This is a genomic window from Roseateles saccharophilus (assembly GCF_004342485.1).
Classification (GTDB): Bacteria; Pseudomonadota; Gammaproteobacteria; order Burkholderiales; family Burkholderiaceae_C; genus Pelomonas; species Pelomonas saccharophila.
The window spans coordinates 21,523-38,901 of record NZ_SMBU01000036.1; the positions used below are offsets into that span (position 1 = coordinate 21,523).

Below are 17,379 nucleotides of genomic sequence, written 5' to 3' on the forward strand. Positions count from 1 at the left end.
GTCTCCGGTTCAGAAGCGGTAGGAAGCGTTGGCGCTGGCCAGCCAGCTGCGGCCCGGCGCGGGCTCGAAGAAGCGGCCGTTGCCGTCGTTGACGATGACCGAGCCGGCGTAGCGGCGGTTGGCCAGGTTGTCCACGCGCAGCAGCGCGCCGAAGTCCCAGGCGCCCAGGCTGAGCTGGTAGCCGGCATAGCTGGCCAGCGTCGCGTAGCCGGGTGCGGCGTCGCTGTTCAGGTCGTTGACATAGACCTTGCTCAGAGCCCGGCCTTCGAGGCCCACCCGCCAGCCGCCGCTGGGCAGCCAGGTCAGCGCGCCGTACAGCGCCGTCTTCGCGATGCCGGGGATGTGGTTGCCGGCGGCCACGGCCTGGTTGGCCGTGGCGCAGGGCGTGGCGGTGCAGGTCAGGAAGCCGTCGCGGTAGACGGCGTCCAGCCAGGTCGCGGCGAGCTGGGCCTGCAGCGTGGCGCCGAGCTGGAAGGCGCCCGAGGCCTCCAGCCCGCGGCGGCGGGTGGCGCCGGCGTTCTGGTAGGTGGCGCGGCCGGCCAGGTTGGTCTGCGTGACGATCTCGTGCTCGGTGCCGGTCTCGAACAGGGCCAGCGTGAGTTCGGCGCCCGCCCAGGGCCTGGCCTTGAGGCCGGCCTCGACGCTGTGGCTGAGCGAGGCCTGCAGGCCGAAGTTCAGGCCGGTGGCGCCGCTGGGCCGGTAGGCCAGCTCGTTGAGCGTGGGCGTCTCGAAGCCGCGGCCGGCGCTGGCGTAGGCGTGCAGGGCCTCGCTGAACGCATAGCTCGCGCCCAGCACCGGCAGCGTGGCAGCGTAGTGCGCGCTGCCGCTGTCGTCGGGGTTGGTCTTGGTGATGTAGGCGTCCCTGGAGTTGAAGCCCACGCTGGCGCGGCGCACGCCGGCGCTGAGCAGCCAGGCCGGCGTGGGCTGCCACTGGGCCTGGAGATAGGGGTCGGCGCTGCTGACGTCGTTGGTCTCGTTGCGGCGCAGCGCGCCTTGAACTCCCAATGCAGCACCGAGCGTCGTGCCGATGAAGTTCTGGTAGCCCAGGCGGTGCTCGCGCAGCTCGTCCGCGGCGATGCCGGCGACCAGGCTGGCCGTGCTGCCCTTCCAGCGCCAGCGCAGGTCGGCGCCCTCGTAGTCGCGCGCCAGGTCGATGACGCCGCCCGGGTGCAGCGGGTTGGCCTGGGTCGCGACCGGGATGGACTGGAGCTGCGCCGTCGTGCGGTGGCCGCGGTAGACCATCAGGCGCAGGCTGTTCTGCGCGTCGATACCGTGCTCCAGCACCAGGCCGCCCTGGTCCTGCTTCATCGTCTTGCGGGTGTTGAAGCTGATGGCCGATGGGTCCACGCCGCGCGGGTCGGCCTGCCATTGCGCCCGGCTCAGGCCCAGCGGGTCCTGGGCCTCGGGCAGCTCGACGCTGTTGGCGATGAGGGTCAGCTGGGTGTCGCTGCCCAGCTTCCAGTTCAGCCGTGCATTGCCCAGGCGGCGCTCGGCCTGGCTGTGCTGGCGGTAGCCGTCGGTCTCGAAGCGGCTGGCGCCCAGCGTGTAGGCGAAGCCGCCGGTCTTGCCGCTGGCGGACGCGGCCACGCGGCGCAGGCCGTCGCTGCCGAAGGCCACGCCGGCGTCCACGCGCGGCGGGCCGCTGGGGGTCTCGGAATAGATGCTGATGACGCCGCCCGAGGAGTTGCCGTACAGCGCCGAGAACGGCCCGCGCAGCACCTCCACGCGGCCCACCGTGCCGAGCTCGACATTGGTGATCTGGCCCTGGCCGTCGGGCAGCGTGGCGGGGATGTCGTCCACATAGACGCGCACGCCGCGGATGCCGAAGTTGGCCCGCGCGCCGAAGCCGCGCACCGAGATCTGCACGTCCTGGGCGTAGTTCTGGCGGTCGCGCGCCAGCAGGCCCGGCACGGCGCCCAGGCCCTCGGAGATGTTGACTTGGGGCTTGCCGGCGCGCAGCGCGTCGCCGTCGATGCGGTCGACCGAGGCGGGCAGGTCGTAGGGCGAGGTCTCGGTGCGCGTGGCCGTGACGACGACGGGCTCGAGGACGGCGGGCGTGGCGTGGGCGGAGGCTGCCGTGGCTGCCGCCAGCGCGAGGGCCGTCCTTCGCGCCTGCTGCGCGAATCTGGTGTTCATGGCTGTCTCCGGATGTTTTCTTGTCGGGCGGCTCAGGCGGGGCGCCAGGCCACCTTGTATTTGGCAAAGATCTCGCCCACGCGGCCGGCCTTCTCCAGGTCGTTGAGGGCCTGCTGCAGGGCGTGAGCGAGGTCGGTGGCGTCGCGCTTCACGGCCATGCCGGCGGCCCAGCCGTCGCGCGGCGCGCGTGGCAGGGGCAGGGGCTCGATGCGGTAGGCCGCGTCGCCCGCCAGCACCGTCTCCAGCTCCGAGGCCAGGCCGGCCGCGGCGCTCACCTCGCCGCGCTGCAGCGCGCGCGCGGCCTCGCAGCCGTCCTTCCACTGCGTCAGCAGCTGCTCTCGGTAGGCGCCGCCGTCCGCGCCGATCAGCAGCCAGCCCGCCAGGGTCTGGCCGGCCACGGCGACGCGGCGCTTGCCGAGCTGGGCCAGGCTGTCCAGCACCGGCAGCTCGTCCACGCGGCGCGCCAGCACGACATGCTCGCGGTAGTAGGGGCCGAAGATGCTCGCCTGCGGCGTGGCCTCGATCAGCGGGCGGTCCACCGGCACGTGCATCAGCACGTCGGCGGGGCCGTAGCCGAGGTAGTGGCCCTTCCAGACCATGTTGCGCAGGTCGTCGCCCATGTTCTCGTCGGCATTGAAGGGCAGCGGCGAGAACTTGACGCCGATGGCCTCGGCCAGCGCCTGGCCCAGCTCCACGTCGATGCCCTGGCCCTTCACGTGGAAGGGCGGCATGTCCTCGTACAGGCCCACCAGCAGGCGGCCGCGCTCGCGCACCTGGGCCAGCGTCGTGGCGCCGGCCTGGTTGCCTGCGAGGGCGCCGGCGGCGGCCCAGGCCAGCAAGTGCCGGCGGCTCAGGGAACGGTGCGCCGCGACAGGTTTGGGGGCACCGTGGTTCACAGCGGCTTCTCCCGGCGGGTTTCCAGGTAGGCCTTGATCGCCCACATCGCTTCCTGCGTGAACACGCCCTCGAAGGGCGGCATGTAGACCGCGCCGTTGCGGCTGCGGCCGTGGCGGATGGTGGTCAGGAAGTAGTCGTCGTTCTCCTTCACGCAGGCAGCCTTCTTGGCCTCGTCCTTCAGTGAGGCACAGTCGTTGTCCAGGCGGCGCAGGTCGGGCGCGATGCCGCCGGAGATGGCCTCCAGGCCGTGGCAGCGCGCGCAGTTCTGGTTGAAGGCCGAGGTGCCGACCTTGATCGCGGCCTCGTTGCCGCGGTAGGGGTTCTCGGGCCGCCAGCCCTCGCCGAGCTGGGGCAGGCTGGTGGTGTCCACGGCCTGCGGCGTGACGTTGCCGTGGGCCCAGGCCTGCACGGTGACCATGACGGCGGCGATGCACAGGCTGCCGGCGATGACCAGGGGTTGATTGAACTTCATGGGGCTGTCTCCGTCTTTGTCGATGTCCGAGGGGGCCGCTGCGGGCTCAGCCACTGAACTGCAAGCCACATGCCAGGGCCGGATTGCTCCAAGTTGACACAATGACCGCTCCGCGGTTTGACGGCGCGGATGGACAGGCGAACTGCTTTGGGACACGATGCCCGCCAGACCCCACGAGCGCGGCACCGACCGCGCACCTCCGGAGACAAGCCTGTGGAGGCAGGCCAAGGACAGCCTCTATGCCCACCATCGAGACCGAAGCACCGGGCGGCGCGGCGCCGCTGGCGCCGCCGCGCCAGGCCTTTATCGAGCGCAGCCACCAGCGCAGCGAAGCCCTGGGCCTGAAGCGCCACGAGAAGAGCGGCTTCGATCCGCTGGTCCGCAGCGACCTCAACCTCGCGCGGGAGCGCAACCAGCGCCTCTACACCCATGCCGCGCCGGTGATGCAGCTGCTCTACGAGCAGATCGTCAACACCGAAAGCATGATCGTGCTGACCGACGCCCAGGGCACCATCCTGCATGCCGTCGGCGACGACAGCTTCCTGGCGCGCGCCCACCGCGTCGCGCTGGCGCCGGGCGAGAACTGGGCCGAACATGCCAAGGGCACCAATGCCATCGGCACGGCCCTGTTCGAGGAGGCACCGACGCTGGTCCACGGCGGCGAGCATTTCATGCACGCCAACAGCTTCCTGACCTGCTCGGCCTCGCCCATCTTCGACCCGCGCGGCAACATGCTGGGCGTGCTGGACGTGACCGGCGACCACCGTGGCTACCACCAGCACACCATGGGCCTGGTGCGCATGTCGGCGCGCATGATCGAGAACCACTGGCTCTCGGACGACTACAACAACCGCCTGCGCCTGCACTTCCACACCCGGCCCGAGTTCATCGGCACGCTGCTGGAGGGCATCCTCGTCGTGTCGCCCGAGGGCCGGCTGCTGGGCGCCAACCGCGCCGCGCTGGACCAGCTCGGCATGAGCGGCGCCGAGTTGCGCGTGCGCAGCCTCAGCAGCCTGTTCGGCACGACGCCGGCGGCGATCTACGACCACTTCCGCATGCCGCTGTCGCCGCCCATGCAGCTCAGCCTGCCGACCGGCCAGACCCTGTTCGTCAGCGCCCGCTTCGACTGGCCGTCGCGGCCCGTCGTGGCCGGCCTGCACGCGGCGACCGACACGGTGGACATGCCGGGGGCGCGCGAGCCCGCGCCGGCCGTCCCCGCCGCCGATGCCGTCGCCGATGTCGCGTTGGACGCCACCGGCGCCCAGCGCTTCTCCGGCCTGCAATACCTGCGCACCGGCGACCCGCAGCTCGAGACCGTCATCCAGAAGGTCAAGCGTGTGCTGGACCGCGGCATCCCGCTGCTCGTGCTGGGCGAAACCGGCACCGGCAAGGAGCTGCTGGCCCGCGCTGTGCACCACGACTCCAACCGGGCCCGCCAGCCCTTCGTGGCCGTGAACTGCGCCTCCATCCCCGAGAGCCTGATCGAGGCCGAGCTGTTCGGCTACGAGGAGGGCGCCTTCACCGGCGCGCGCCGCAAGGGGGCGCCCGGGCGGCTGGTGCAGGCCAACGGCGGCACGCTCTTCCTCGACGAGATCGGCGACATGCCGCTGCCGCTGCAGGCGCGGCTGCTGCGCGCGCTGCAGGAGCGCAGCGTGACGCCGCTGGGCAGCACCAAGTCCATTGCGGTGGACATCGCCGTCATCGGCGCCACCCACCGCAATCTGCGCGAGATGATCGCGGCCCAGACCTTCCGCGAGGACCTCTACTACCGCCTCAACGGCCTGGCCCTGCGCCTGCCGGCGCTGCGCGAGCGCACCGACATCGAGGCCATCGTGCGCCGCATCCTGCAGGCCGAACGCCCGCAGGACACACCCGAGCTCAGCCCCCAGGTGCTGGCCATGTTCCGCCGCTACCAGTGGCCGGGCAACATCCGCCAACTGGCCAATGTGCTGCGCACGGCGGCCGTGATGTCGGCCGGCGAGCGCCTGGTGACGACGGCCCACCTGTCCGACGACTTCCTCGAGGACATCCAGCGTGTCGTGGGCGTGCTGACACCGCCGCCTGCGCCTGCCCCCATGCCTGCGTGGCCGGCCTACGAGGCGGCGCCCGCGCTGCCGGCTCCGCCGCCGGTCGCGTTCGCGACCGCCGAGCCCGCCACGGCGCGCACGCTGGGCCAGGCCGAGATCGACATGATCCGCAACACGCTGGATGCGGTGGGCGGCAACATCTCGCTGGCCTCCAAGCAGTTGGGCATCAGCCGCAACACGATCTACCGCAAGCTGCGCTGGAACACATAGGAGCCTGCCCGGCAGAGCGTGACGCCTGCGCCGGGGCGAGTTGCGGGGCCAGGCCAGGCGCCGGCGAGGCGGTGGGTTGGGACCCACAACGAGCCGGCAACACCGCATGGCCCCGCAAATCGCCCCGGCCCTCCGGGTTGGGCCTGGCTGGGGCGCATGCGGCGTTGCTCGTCGTTGCGGGCGCGAGCCCGCGGCCTCGTCGCGCCTTGCCTGCGCCCCAGCCAGGCCCAACGCGGGCGCCACGCTCTGCCGCGCAGGCTCCTCGGGCGAGTGAACGTTGTTCCCGGGCCGCAAAACCGGCCCGGGACTTTCCCGAGGGGGTGGGGGCCAAACCCTGTGCCGATCTGGAGCAAAAACCCCGATTGATGGCGCTACTGCGCAAGGCACGGGTTTTGCACCCGTTGGGGCATCGCCCTGAATCCCTGCTCCCATGTCCCGATTCCTTCTGCGGGGCTTCCCATGAAGCTCCTCGTGCTCGGCTCCGGCGCCGGCGGCGGCTTCCCGCTGTGGAACTGCCATTGCCGGCAGTGCAGCGCCTGGCGTCGCGGCGAACTCGACGCCAGCGCGCGCACGCAAAGCTCCATCGCCATCTCGCAGGACGGCCTGCCCGGCGAGGGCTGGCTGCTCGTCAACGCCAGCCCCGACCTGCCCCAGCAGATCCGCGCCACCAAGGCCCTGCAGCCTGGCCACGCGGGTGACGTACCCATCCGCGCCGTCGTGCTGCTGGACTCGCGGCTGCACCATGTGGCCGGCCTGCTGTCGCTGCGCGAGAGCCGCGAGCTGGAGGTCTATGCCACGCCGCTGGTCTTCGAGGACCTGACGGCCGAGCTGCCACTGCTCAACGTGCTGGAGAGCTACTGCCGCGTGCGCTGGCGCATGCTGCCCATCGCCGGCGACACGCGCAGCGCGAGCTTCGAGATCCCGGGCTTCCCGGCGCTGAGTTTTGCCGCCGTGGCCGTGCCGGCGCAGGCGCCGCGGCATGCGCGGCTGCGCAGCGACGCGGCCGGCGAATGCATTGCGCTGCAGGTGCAGGACAGGCGCACGGGCCGGCGCCTGTTCCTGTCGCCCGCCCTGGCCGGCGTGGGCGAGCCGGAGCTGGCCTGTATGCGCGAGTCCGACTGCGTCGTCGTCGACGGCAGCTTCTGGACCGAGCACGGCCCGCGCGAGGCCGGCGTAGGTCGTGAAAGCGCCAGCGACAAGGGCCATCTGCCGCAGCGCCGCCACGGCGAGCGCCCCGGGATGATCGACGTGCTGCGCTCCAGCGGCGCGCCGCGCAAGGTGCTGACCCACATCCGCCACAGCAACCCCATCCTCGACCGCGGCGGCGCCCAGCGCCGCGAGCTGGCCGAGCAGGGCATCGAGGTGGCGCACGACGGCATGGTGATCGAGCTGTGAGCTACATGGTCCGGCTGGTGTTGCTGCTGCTCATCGCCCTGGCGCCGCAGGCCCGGGCCGGCGTGATGACGCGCGAGGCCTTGCAGGGCCACTTCCCCGCGCCGCTGAGCGTGGGCGAGAAGGACGCCCAGCTGCCTGTCTGGCCCATCTTCAGGCAGGAGCTGACGAGCACCGTGCTGGCCGGCTATGTCTTCGAGTCCATCGATTTCGCGCCCATCCCCGGCTTCTCCGGCACGCCCATCAACCTGCTGGTGGCGCTGGACACCAAGGGGCAGTTCCTGGACGTGAAGGTGCTGTCGCACCACGAGCCGGTCTTCCTCGACGGGCTGGGGCCGGCACCGCTGTTCGCCTTTGCCGGCCAGTACGCGGGCCTGTCGCTGCGGCAGAACATCAAGATCGGTTCCAACAGCAACCGGGGCAGCCAGGCCGGCAGCGCCAACGTCTACATCGACGGCGTCAGCAAGGCCACGGCCTCGGTGCGCATCCTCAACCAGAGCCTGCTGGCCAGCGCGCTGCGGGTGGCGCGCGCCAAGCTGGGCTTTGCCGCCGGCGCCGACCCGGACCGCGTGGCGCGGGTGCGGCAGGACACGTTCAGGCCCATGGACTGGCAGGCCCTCGTCGCAGCCGGGCTGGTGCAGCGGGTGCGCATCACGCGCGGCACCGTCGAGCAGGCCTTCGCGGGCAGCGGCGTGGAGGAGGGCGTCGATGCGGGCCGCGCCCAGGACAGCTTCAGCGAGCTCTACCTGGCCTATCTGAACGACCCGGCCGTGGGCCGCAACCTGCTGAGCGAAGGCGGCTGGCAGCATTTGCTGGGCCGCATCGAGGAAGGCGACCACGCGCTGCTCGTCATCGCCACGGGGGCCTACAGCTTCGTGGACGACAGGTTCGTGCGTGGCGCGGTGCCCGACCGGCTGACGCTGCAGCAGGGCGAGCTGCCGCTGGAGCTGCGCGACCTCGATCTGGACGACCCGCTGAAACTGCCGCCCGCGCTGCAGGGCGCCGACAGCAAGGTCTTGCGCGTCATCGGCCCGGCCGGGCTGGACCCGGCGCGCCGGCTGGACTTCGCGCTGCGCGTGACGCGCCAGAAGGGCATGCTGTTCGGCGAGCGCGTCAGCCGCAGCTTCGCCGTGCCCTACCAGCTGCCGGCCGACCAGGTCATCGTGCCGGAAAGCACCGACAAGGGCTGGCAGGCCATCTGGCGCTCGCGCGCCTGGGAGCTGGCCGTGCTGGCCGCCGCGCTGGCGCTGCTGGCCATGGTGCTGGCGCGGCCGCGCTGGATCGTTGCCACGCCGGCGCGGCTGGCGCGCTTTCGCACCGCCTATCTGGTCTTCACGCTGGGCTTCATCGGCTGGTGGGCGCAGGGGCAGCTGTCCATCGTCAACCTGACGGCCACGATCCAGGCCCTCGTGGCCGGGCGCTCGCTGGACTTCCTGCTCTACGACCCCATCAGCGTGGCGCTGTGGGCCTTCACGGCCGTCACGCTGCTGGTCTGGGGGCGCGGCACTTTCTGCGGCTGGCTGTGTCCCTTCGGTGCGCTGCAGGAGCTGGTGGCGCAGGCCGCCCAGCGCCTGGGCCTGCGGCGCATCCGGCTGCATCGCAGCACCGATGCGCGGCTCAAGCGGCTCAAGTACGTCGTGCTCGTGCTGATCCTGGCGCTGGCCTTCAGCTCGCCGGTGTGGACGGACCGGGCCGTGGAGGTCGAGCCCTTCAAGACCGTCATCACGCTGAACTTCGTGCGCGCCTGGCCCTTCGTGGCCTGGGCGGTCGGCCTGCTGCTGCTCAATGCCTTCGTCTACAAGGGCTTCTGCCGCTATCTGTGCCCGCTGGGTGCGGGGCTGAACCTGCTGGGTCGCGTGCGGCTGCTGCGCTGGATACCGCGCCGCGCCGAATGCGGCACGCCCTGCCAGACCTGCCGCCACCGCTGCGACTACCAGGCCATCCGCCCGGGTGGCGCCATCGTCTACGAGGAGTGCTTTCAATGCCTGGACTGCGTTGCCATCCACGACAGCCCGCAGCGCTGCGCGCCGCTGATCGCACAGGGGCGCCAGCGGGTGATTCCGCTGGCACCGGCGGCATGAAGCGGCGCCAGGCGCTGCGGCTGGCGCTGGGCCTGGGCGCCCTGGCGGCCATGCCCGGGGCTGGCGCTGCCGCGCTGCACTGGGAGCGCCGCAGCCTGCTGGGCTTCGGCACCACGCTGAGCCTGCAGGCCGGGCACGAGAGCGCCGCCACCGCGCAGCGCGCGCTGGACGCCGCCGTGGCCGCGCTGCGCCGCATCGAGGCGCAGATGAACCTTTTCGACGCCGGCAGCGCGCTGGCGCGCCTGAACCGCGACGGCGAACTGCGCGACCCGCCGCCCGAGCTGCTGGCCGTGCTGCGCATCGCGCGGGACGTGTCGCAACGCAGCGGTGGCGCCTTCGACGTGACGGTGCAGCCGCTGTGGGAGGCCTGGGCCAGGGCCCAGCGCGAAGGCCGCCTGCCCGGCCCGCAGGAAGTGGCGGTGGCGCGTGCGCGGGTGGGTTGGCAGGCGCTGGAGCTGGGACCTGAGCGGCTGCGCTTCACCGCGCCCGGCCGGGCCGCCACCCTCAACGGCATCGCGCGCGGCTATGCGGCCGAACGCGTGCGCGAGGTGCTGGCCGCGCAGGGCATAAGGCATGCGCTGGTCGACGTGGACGGCTTCGCGCCACTGGGCCGCAATGCCGAGGGCCGGCCCTGGGCGCTCGGCATCGCCGACCCGCGCGCCGAATCCGCCTTGCTGGCCCGCCTGCTGACCGACGGCCGCTGCGTCTGCACCTCGGCCGACAGCCAGACCTTCTTCAGCCCCGACTACCGCCACCACCACATCTTCGACCCGCGCACCGGCTATTCACCGCCCCAGCTGTCCAGCGTCACCGTGGCTGCGGCCAGCGGCGCGCTGGCCGATGCGCTGACCAAGGTCTTCTTCATGGCCGGCCCCGCTCGGGCGCGCGAGGTGGCGCGGCAGTGGCAGGTCGATGCGCTGTGGGTGGACAAGGCCGGGCGCTGGGCCGCCACGCCCGGCTTGCGCAGCGTGCTGGCTGCTTAGCCCGGCGCCTTGGCCCAGGCGTTGCACCAGCCGTTTTTGGCGACCTGGGCCTTGCGCCCGAACATCGCGCAATTGCTCCACGCGTCGGTCGGCTTGGCCTGCCAGAACTGGCAGTTGGCGCAGTGCTGGCTGGCCTGGTGCTTGGGGAATTTGGCGGGGTCGACCAGCGTCGTGTCGTGCTTGTAGCCCAGCGCGACGGCGGTCTCGCTGGCTTCGTCGACCGGGGTGGTCTGGGCCAGGGCCGGGACGGCCAGGCAGGCCGTGGTGGCCTGGAACATGAAAATGCGGCGGGTGGGGTGGGACATGCTCGTTTCCAGATGCGAAGCGGAACGCGAGCCCCTCGAGCGACCGTCGTGGAACCGGCTTTGCCGGGCCACTGACGGTGCCCCCTGGGGGGCTCGCGAAGCGAGTACGGGGGGTCTTATTTCGGCAGCTTGAAGACCCAGACCATGCCGCCCTGCTCCAGGTAGTTGACCTTCTTGGCCACGTCACCGCCCCACAGCGGCACCGCACCGCCCCAGCCGGACACGACGCTGATGTACTGCTCGCCGTTCTGCTGCCAGGACACCGGCGGCGCGACGACGCCCGAGCCGGTCTGGAATTGCCAGACCACCTTGCCGGTCTTGGCGTCGGCGGCCTTGAGCCAGCCTTCCGGCGTGCCCCAGAACACCAGGTTGCCGGCCGTGGTCAGCACGCCGCCCCACAGCGGCGCGCCGTTCTTGACCTCCCAGACGATCTTGCCGGTCTTGGGGTCCATCGCACGCAGCGCGCCGATGTAGTCGTCGTTGAGCGTCTTGATCGTGAAGCCGGCGCCCAGGTAGGCCGCGCCCTTCTTGTAGGCGATGGGCTCGTTCCAGATCTCCATGCCCCATTCGTTGGCGGGCACATAGAAGAGCTTGGTGTCGGGGCTGTAGGCCATCGGCATCTGGTTCTTGCCGCCCAGGAAGGAGGGCGCCGAGAACACCGAGTTGCCCTTCTTGCCGTCGGCCGCGGCGGTCGGGTCGCCGGGGCGGTTCTCGGCCACGAAGTTCGGGCGGCCGGTCTTCAGGTCGATGCCGGTGGCCCAGGTGATCTTCTTGACGAAGGGGAAGGCATTGGCCAGCTGGCCGTTGTTGGCGTCGATGGAGTAGAAGAAGCCGTTGCGGTCGGCCTTGCCGCCCATGCGCTTGCCGTCCATGTCGAAGGTGACGAACTCGTTCACGCCGTCGAAGTCCCAGCCGTCGTTGGGCGTGCCCTGGTAGTGCCACTTGATCTGGCCGGTCTTCACGTCGATGGCGACGGTGGAGCAGCTGAACAGGTTGTCGCCCTGGCGCAGGTGGCTGTTCCACGGTGCGGGGTTGCCGGCGCCGAAATAGGCCAGGCCGGTCTTGGGGTCGTAGGTGCCGCCCAGCCAGGTGGCCGCGCCGCCGGTCTTCCACAGGTCGCCCGGCCAGCTCTTGCCGGGCGTGCCGGACACGCCGTTCTCGATCTTCTTGCCGTCCTTGTCCCAGCGATAGCCCATGTGGCCTTCCACCGTCGGGCGGGTCCAGACCATCTTGCCGGTGCGCGGGTCGCGCGCCTCGACGCGGCCGACCACGCCGAACTCGCCGCCCGACACGCCGGTCAGCAGCAGGCCGTCCGCGATGATGGGCGCGGCCGTGGCCGAGTAGCCGGCGGCGTAGTCATCGACCTTTTCCTTCCAGACCACGTCGCCGGTGTTCTGGTCCAGCGCCACGAGCTGGGCGTCCAGCGTCGCGAAGATGACGAGGTTGTCGTAGAGCGCCGCGCCGCGGTTGACGACGTCGCAGCAGGGCATGATGCCCTCGGGCAGGCGGTGCTCGTACTTCCAGAGCTTTTTGCCGGTGGCGGCGTCCAGCGCGAAGATGCGCGAGTAGGAGGCCGTCACGAACATCTTGCCGTTGTGGATCAGCGGCTGCGACTCCTGGCCGCGCTGCTTCTCGCCGCCGAAGGAGAAGGCCCAGGCCGGCACCAGCTTGGCGGCGTTGCCGGTGTTGATCTGCTTGAGCGCCGAGTAGCGCTGGCCCTGCGTGCCCAGGCCCCAGGACAGGACTTCCTGGCCGGACTTGGCCGAGGTCTCGATCATCTGGTCGGTCACGGCGGCAGTGGCGCCGCCGGCGGCCGCGAGGCCGAAACTCATGGACAGCAATGCGGCGAGAGGTTTGAGTTGCATGGTGTTGTCTCCTGTGTTGGATGCGATGCACCGCCATGCCGATGCGGCGAGCGGATCACCCGCCAAAGCGCAAGCTCCATGCCAGTCGAAATCGCGGCGAGATGGAGCAGTCCAGGGGCTTGCCGGCCGCCGGCATGCAGGGTTCCACCGGGGCCGCTGTCAGCGCCGTGAGCAGGCTGCGCCGTGCTGTGACAGCGGGGGCGTGGAGCACCGCCGGCCGCGGCGCCGGCGCCGGGCTGTGCCGTCCTGTGCGTCACTGCTCCAGGCTGCAACAGCCGGCGGGTGATTTCCCTTGGCCCGGCGGCCCGCGGCAGGCCCGGAAGCCGTCTTCTGCGGCCTGGCACGGGTTCTGCGAAGAGAGCCTGTCCCAACCCTCATCTGACACCGCAGGAGACAAGCCATGACCGTTTACGCCGCCCCCGGCCAAGCCGGCGCCAAGATCGCCTACAAGCCGCGCTACGACAACTTCATCGGTGGCAAGTTCGTGCCGCCCGTCGAGGGCCAGTACTTCGACGTGATCTCGCCGATCAACGGCCGCGTCTACACCCAGGCCGCGCGCTCCGGCGCCGCCGACATCGACAAGGCCCTCGACGCCGCCCATGCCGCCGCCGCCGGCTGGGCCGCCACGCCGGCCGCCGTGCGCGCCAACATCCTGCTGAAGATTGCCGACCGCATCGACGCCAACCTCGAGCTGCTGGCCTATGCCGAGACCGTCGACAACGGCAAGCCGATCCGCGAGACGCTGAACGCCGACATCCCGCTGAGCAGCGACCACTTCCGCTACTTCGCCGGCTGCGTGCGGGCGCAGGAAGGCGCGCTCAGCGAGATCGACCACGACACCATCGCCTACCACTTCCACGAGCCGCTCGGCGTCGTCGGCCAGATCATTCCCTGGAACTTCCCCATCCTGATGGCGGCCTGGAAGCTGGCCCCCGCCCTGGGCGCCGGCAACTGCGTCGTGCTCAAGCCGGCCGAGAGCACGCCGATCAGCCTGCTGGTGCTGGTCGAGCTGATCGCCGACCTGCTGCCCCCGGGCGTGCTGAACGTCGTCAACGGCTTTGGCCGCGAGGCCGGCATGCCGCTGGCCAACAGCAAGCGCATCGCCAAGATCGCCTTCACGGGCTCCACCGCGACCGGCAAGGTCATCGCCCAGGCCGCGGCCAGCAACCTGATCCCGGCCACGCTGGAGCTGGGCGGCAAAAGCCCCAACATCTTCTTCGAGGATGTGATGGCCCAGGACGACGCCTTCCTCGACAAGGCCATCGAGGGCCTGGTGCTGTTCGCGTTCAACCAGGGTGAGGTCTGCACCTGCCCGAGCCGTGCGCTGATCCAGGAGTCCATCTACGACCGCTTCATGGAGCGCGCGCTGAAGCGCGTCGCCGCGATCAAGCAGGGCAACCCGCTGGACACCGACACGATGATGGGTGCCCAGGCCTCGTCCATGCAGATGGACAAGATCCAGACCTATCTGGCGCTGGGCAAGGAGGAAGGCGCCCAGGTGCTGATCGGCGGCAACCGCGCCGAACTCGGCGGCGACCTGGCCGGCGGCTACTACATCCAGCCGACGCTGTTCAAGGGCAACAACAACATGCGCATCTTCCGCGAGGAGATCTTCGGCCCGGTGCTGGCCGTGACCACCTTCAAGACCGAGGCCGAGGCCCTGCAGATCGCCAACGACACGCCCTACGGCCTGGGCGCCGGCGTGTGGAGCCGCGACGGCAGCGTCGCCTACCGCATGGGCCGCGCCATCCAGGCCGGCCGCGTCTGGACCAACTGCTACCACGCCTACCCGGCGCACGCGGCCTTCGGCGGCTACAAGGAATCCGGCATCGGCCGCGAGACCCACAAGGCCATGCTCGACCACTACCAGCAGACCAAGAACCTGCTGGTCAGCTACAGCCCGAACGCGCTGGGCTTCTTCTGAGCGGTCCGAAGAGAGAACAAGGGCGGCCTCGGCCGCCCTTTTTGGTGCGCCCAGCATGGGCGCACTCTTGCGGGTGCAAGTCCCGCCGTAAGTTGGTCACGACGAACGAAGCAAAGCGCAACTGCACGAGGGCGACCGAGTGTGGGGAGGAAGCGTGGAGCGAAGCTGCGAGCCGATGAACAAGAACTGGATAGAAGGCGCTGTTACGTCCCGCGTAGATTTCGGCTCGCGATCCCAAGCTATTCGAGGTTGAGTCAAGGCTGCTGTCTCGCGAAGAATTGGACGGGACTCGCACCGTGGGCAACGTGGGACGCGATGTGCCTGACACGAAGAACAACGCCGCCAGGAGAGATGGCGGCGTTGGGTGGTTGAGCGCTTGGACGTCGTCGTCAGAACGGCGGATCGTCGGGCGGCTGGTCGAAGTCCGGCTCGATGAGGTTGTGGCGGTCGCGATCGTCGAAGTGACGCCGGATCTGGTTGGCATAGCGCGACTCAACGAGCAGGAACAGGTGCTCGACGAAGAGGTAAAGCTCGACGGCCAATCGTCAAGACTTGTCCCAAACCATTAACGGTGCACTGTGGGGCATCTTCTTTCATGAGCTAGGGCACGCGATCATCGGAGTGAATCGTGTTCCGATCACAGGCCGTGAGGAGGATGTAGCGGACCAGTTTGCGCTCTACTTCTCCACCCACTTCATCGAATCGCAAGGCACGCCAGTGGTGCAACCGACCATCTGGCTTTTCACACAAATGGCCAAGGGGCACGACATTGCGTCTGCCGATCAGGACACCTTGAAGCGGCTCATGTCGAACGAGCACAGTCTGGACCAGCAACGCGTATACAACCTCGCTTGCTGGGCGCTCGGCGCGAATGCCAGCCGTGGATACGCGAGTGCTCAATACGTCGGACTTCCGCAGGACAGGGCAAGCCGATGCTCAAGCGAATTCGACACGCTGGACAGGGGTGTGAGGAAGCAGTTTCAGAAATATCTGAAGATCAAGCCGCAGCAGTCCTAGAGGATGCACCGGCGGTCAGATCGTCCTTGTCGCTCTGACCGCGCCGTGTTCATTTGTCGGCTCAAGCGTCTTCGAGCTTGCTCAAATCCCTCACCGCCCCCTTGTCCGCCGACGTCGCCAGCAGCGCATAGGCCTTCAGCGCCGCCGACACCTTGCGCGGACGCGCCTCGACCGGCTTCCAGCCCTTCGCATCCTGCTCGGCGCGGCGCTTCGCCAGTTCCTCATCGCTGAGCAGCACGTCGATCGTCCGGTTGGGGATGTCGATGCGGATGCGGTCGCCGTTGCGCACCAGGCCGATCGCGCCGCCCGCCGCCGCCTCGGGCGAGCAGTGGCCGATGGACAGGCCCGAGGTGCCGCCGGAGAAGCGGCCGTCGGTCAGCAACGCGCAGGCCTTGCCCAGGCCCTTGCTCTTGATGTAGCTGGTCGGGTAGAGCATCTCCTGCATGCCGGGGCCGCCCTTGGGGCCTTCGTAGCGCACCACCACCACGTCGCCGGCCTTGACCTTGTCGTCCAGGATGTTGGCGACCGCCTCGTCCTGGCTCTCGACCACATGGGCCGGGCCTTCGAAGACCATCAGGCTGTCGTCCACACCCGCGGTCTTCACGACGCAGCCGTCCAGCGCGATATTGCCGCGCAGCACGGCCAGGCCGCCTTCCAGTGAGAACGCGTGCTTCACCGCGCGGATGCAGCCCTCGGCGCGGTCCACGTCAAGGCTGGGCCAGCGGCTGTTCTGGCTGAACGCCACCTGCGTGGGGATGCCGGCCGGGCCGGCCATGTAGAAGGTCTTGACGGCTTCGCTCGGCGCGCGGGCGATGTCCCACTGGTCCAGCGCGTCCTTCATCGTCGGGGCGTGCACGGTGGGCACGTCGGTGTGCAGCTTGCCGGCGCGGTCCAGCTCGCCCAGGATGGCCATGATGCCGCCGGCGCGGTGCACGTCCTCGATGTGGTACTTGTTGGTGTTGGGCGCCACCTTGCACAGCTGCGGCACGTCGCGCGACAGACGGTCGATGTCCGTCATGTCGAAGGCGATGCCGGCCTCCTGGGCCGTGGCCAGGATGTGCAGGATGGTGTTGGTGGAGCCGCCCATCGCGATGTCCAGCGTCATCGCGTTCTCGAAGGCCTTCTTGCCGATGGCACGCGGCAGCACGCTCTCCTCGCCCTGCTCGTAGTAGCGGCGGCACAGCTCGACGGCCGTGCGGCCGGCGCGCTTGAACAGGGCCTCGCGGTCCGCATGCGTGGCGACCACCGTGCCGTTGCCGGGCAGCGAAAGGCCCAGCGCCTCGGTCAGGCAGTTCATGGAGTTGGCCGTGAACATGCCCGAGCAGCTGCCGCAGGTGGGGCAGGCCGAGCGCTCGACCTCGGCGAGGTCGGCGTCGCTGACCTTGCTGTCCGCGGCCATGACCATCGCGTCGATCAGGTCCAGCTTCTTGATCTCGATCTTGCTCGTGCCGGGCACGGCCAGCCTCACCTTGCCGGCCTCCATCGGGCCACCGCTGATGAACACGACGGGGATGTTGAGCCGCATCGCGGCCATCAGCATGCCGGGGGTGATCTTGTCGCAGTTGGAGATGCACACCAGCGCGTCGGCGCAGTGGGCGTTGACCATGTACTCGACCGAGTCGGCAATGATGTCGCGGCTGGGCAGCGAATACAGCATGCCGTCATGGCCCATCGCGATGCCGTCGTCCACGGCGATGGTGTTGAACTCCTTGGCCACGCCGCCGGCGGCCTCGATCTCGCGCGCGACGAGCTGGCCCAGGTCCTTCAGGTGCACATGGCCGGGCACGAACTGGGTGAAGGAGTTGGCGATGGCGATGATGGGCTTGGAGAAGTCATCGTCCTTCATGCCGGTGGCGCGCCACAGCGAGCGGGCGCCGGCCATGTTGCGGCCGGCGGTGGAGGTCTTGGAGCGGTAGGCGGGCATGGCGGGCGATGCGGAATCCGGAAGCCGCCGATTTTCCGGCAGGCCGCGCCCGGCGTCTCGGCCGCGAGGGCTTTCCGGGGTCGCCC

13 protein-coding genes are annotated in these 17,379 nt (G+C 70.0%); 6 read left to right on the top strand and 7 right to left on the bottom strand.

Annotated features, from left to right (window positions below; genetic code table 11):
• Positions 1-9: 9 nt before the first annotated feature.
• From EV671_RS21655 to pedF, 3 genes are read right to left on the bottom strand one after another with little or no spacing between them, the layout of a single operon-like run.
• On the bottom strand, positions 10-2,136 hold the full coding sequence (locus EV671_RS21655) for a TonB-dependent receptor family protein (protein WP_132575694.1): 2,127 nt from the start codon (positions 2,134-2,136) through the stop codon (positions 10-12).
• A 32-nt stretch (positions 2,137-2,168) separates the two neighbouring features.
• Positions 2,169-2,975 carry a substrate-binding periplasmic protein gene (locus tag EV671_RS21660; RefSeq protein ID WP_243655838.1) on the bottom strand — a complete coding sequence of 269 codons (807 nt, stop codon included), beginning with the start codon at positions 2,973-2,975 and terminating at the stop codon, positions 2,169-2,171.
• A gap of 53 nt (positions 2,976-3,028) precedes the next feature.
• Entirely contained in the window at positions 3,029-3,451 is a 423-nt protein-coding gene (gene pedF, locus EV671_RS21665) for a cytochrome c-550 PedF (protein WP_415840545.1), read from the bottom strand.
• 293 nt (positions 3,452-3,744) lie between these two features.
• Here pedF and EV671_RS21670 point away from each other — a divergent pair, with 293 nt between their 5' ends.
• From EV671_RS21670 to EV671_RS21685, 4 genes are all read left to right on the top strand, one after another.
• Positions 3,745-5,802 (top strand): sigma-54-dependent Fis family transcriptional regulator, encoded by a 2,058-nt coding sequence (locus tag EV671_RS21670; protein WP_132575700.1) that lies wholly within the window; start codon positions 3,745-3,747, stop codon positions 5,800-5,802.
• Positions 5,803-6,261: 459 nt separating this feature from the next.
• Positions 6,262-7,197 carry a pyrroloquinoline quinone biosynthesis protein PqqB gene (pqqB, locus tag EV671_RS21675; RefSeq protein WP_132575702.1) on the top strand — a complete coding sequence of 312 codons (936 nt, stop codon included), beginning with the start codon at positions 6,262-6,264 and terminating at the stop codon, positions 7,195-7,197.
• A gap of 5 nt (positions 7,198-7,202) precedes the next feature.
• Entirely contained in the window at positions 7,203-9,275 is a 2,073-nt protein-coding gene (locus tag EV671_RS21680) for a 4Fe-4S binding protein (RefSeq protein ID WP_132575756.1), read from the top strand.
• Entirely contained in the window at positions 9,272-10,258 is a 987-nt protein-coding gene (locus tag EV671_RS21685; RefSeq protein WP_132575704.1) for an FAD:protein FMN transferase, read from the top strand. The genes EV671_RS21680 and EV671_RS21685 overlap by 4 nt, the downstream gene beginning before the upstream one ends.
• On the opposite strand, the gene EV671_RS21690 is transcribed toward EV671_RS21685, so the two are convergent.
• On the bottom strand, positions 10,255-10,563 hold the full coding sequence (locus EV671_RS21690) for a high-potential iron-sulfur protein (RefSeq protein WP_132575706.1): 309 nt from the start codon (positions 10,561-10,563) through the stop codon (positions 10,255-10,257). The genes EV671_RS21685 and EV671_RS21690 overlap by 4 nt on opposite strands.
• A gap of 116 nt (positions 10,564-10,679) precedes the next feature.
• The gene (locus tag EV671_RS21695) at positions 10,680-12,428 is read right to left on the bottom strand and encodes a PQQ-dependent methanol/ethanol family dehydrogenase (RefSeq protein ID WP_132575708.1); all 1,749 of its coding nucleotides are present in this window, start codon (positions 12,426-12,428) and stop codon (positions 10,680-10,682) included.
• A 400-nt stretch (positions 12,429-12,828) separates the two neighbouring features.
• On the opposite strand from EV671_RS21695, the gene exaC reads away from it, so the two are divergent.
• Positions 12,829-14,352, top strand: coding sequence for an acetaldehyde dehydrogenase ExaC (exaC, locus tag EV671_RS21700; protein WP_132575710.1), 1,524 nt, complete (start codon positions 12,829-12,831; stop codon positions 14,350-14,352).
• A 389-nt stretch (positions 14,353-14,741) separates the two neighbouring features.
• Here exaC and EV671_RS26860 read toward each other — a convergent pair whose 3' ends face one another.
• Positions 14,742-14,894, bottom strand: a complete 153-nt coding sequence (locus tag EV671_RS26860; RefSeq protein ID WP_165917675.1) for a hypothetical protein — start codon at positions 14,892-14,894, stop codon at positions 14,742-14,744.
• Positions 14,895-14,904: 10 nt separating this feature from the next.
• On the opposite strand from EV671_RS26860, the gene EV671_RS21705 reads away from it, so the two are divergent.
• A complete protein-coding gene (locus EV671_RS21705) occupies positions 14,905-15,369 on the top strand; it encodes a DUF4344 domain-containing metallopeptidase (RefSeq protein ID WP_132575712.1) in 465 nt (154 codons plus the stop codon).
• Between the two features lie 61 nt (positions 15,370-15,430).
• On the opposite strand, the gene ilvD is transcribed toward EV671_RS21705, so the two are convergent.
• On the bottom strand, positions 15,431-17,293 hold the full coding sequence (ilvD, locus tag EV671_RS21710; RefSeq protein WP_132575726.1) for a dihydroxy-acid dehydratase: 1,863 nt from the start codon (positions 17,291-17,293) through the stop codon (positions 15,431-15,433).
• Positions 17,294-17,379: the final 86 nt, after the last annotated feature.

Excerpts from the sequence above, each read along its gene's own strand:
- EV671_RS21655 (WP_132575694.1), bottom strand. The coding sequence starts at position 2,136 with ATGAACACCAGATTCGCGCAGCAGGCGCGAAGGACGGCCCTCGCGCTG.
- pedF (WP_415840545.1), bottom strand. The coding sequence starts at position 3,451 with ATGGTCACCGTGCAGGCCTGGGCCCACGGCAACGTCACGCCGCAGGCC.
- EV671_RS21670 (WP_132575700.1), top strand. The coding sequence starts at position 3,745 with ATGCCCACCATCGAGACCGAAGCACCGGGCGGCGCGGCGCCGCTGGCG.
- pqqB (WP_132575702.1), top strand. The coding sequence starts at position 6,262 with ATGAAGCTCCTCGTGCTCGGCTCCGGCGCCGGCGGCGGCTTCCCGCTG.
- EV671_RS21680 (WP_132575756.1), top strand. The coding sequence starts at position 7,203 with ATGGTCCGGCTGGTGTTGCTGCTGCTCATCGCCCTGGCGCCGCAGGCC.
- EV671_RS21685 (WP_132575704.1), top strand. The coding sequence starts at position 9,272 with ATGAAGCGGCGCCAGGCGCTGCGGCTGGCGCTGGGCCTGGGCGCCCTG.
- EV671_RS21690 (WP_132575706.1), bottom strand. The coding sequence starts at position 10,563 with ATGTCCCACCCCACCCGCCGCATTTTCATGTTCCAGGCCACCACGGCC.
- EV671_RS21695 (WP_132575708.1), bottom strand. The coding sequence starts at position 12,428 with ATGCAACTCAAACCTCTCGCCGCATTGCTGTCCATGAGTTTCGGCCTC.
- exaC (WP_132575710.1), top strand. The coding sequence starts at position 12,829 with ATGACCGTTTACGCCGCCCCCGGCCAAGCCGGCGCCAAGATCGCCTAC.
- ilvD (WP_132575726.1), bottom strand. The coding sequence starts at position 17,293 with ATGCCCGCCTACCGCTCCAAGACCTCCACCGCCGGCCGCAACATGGCC.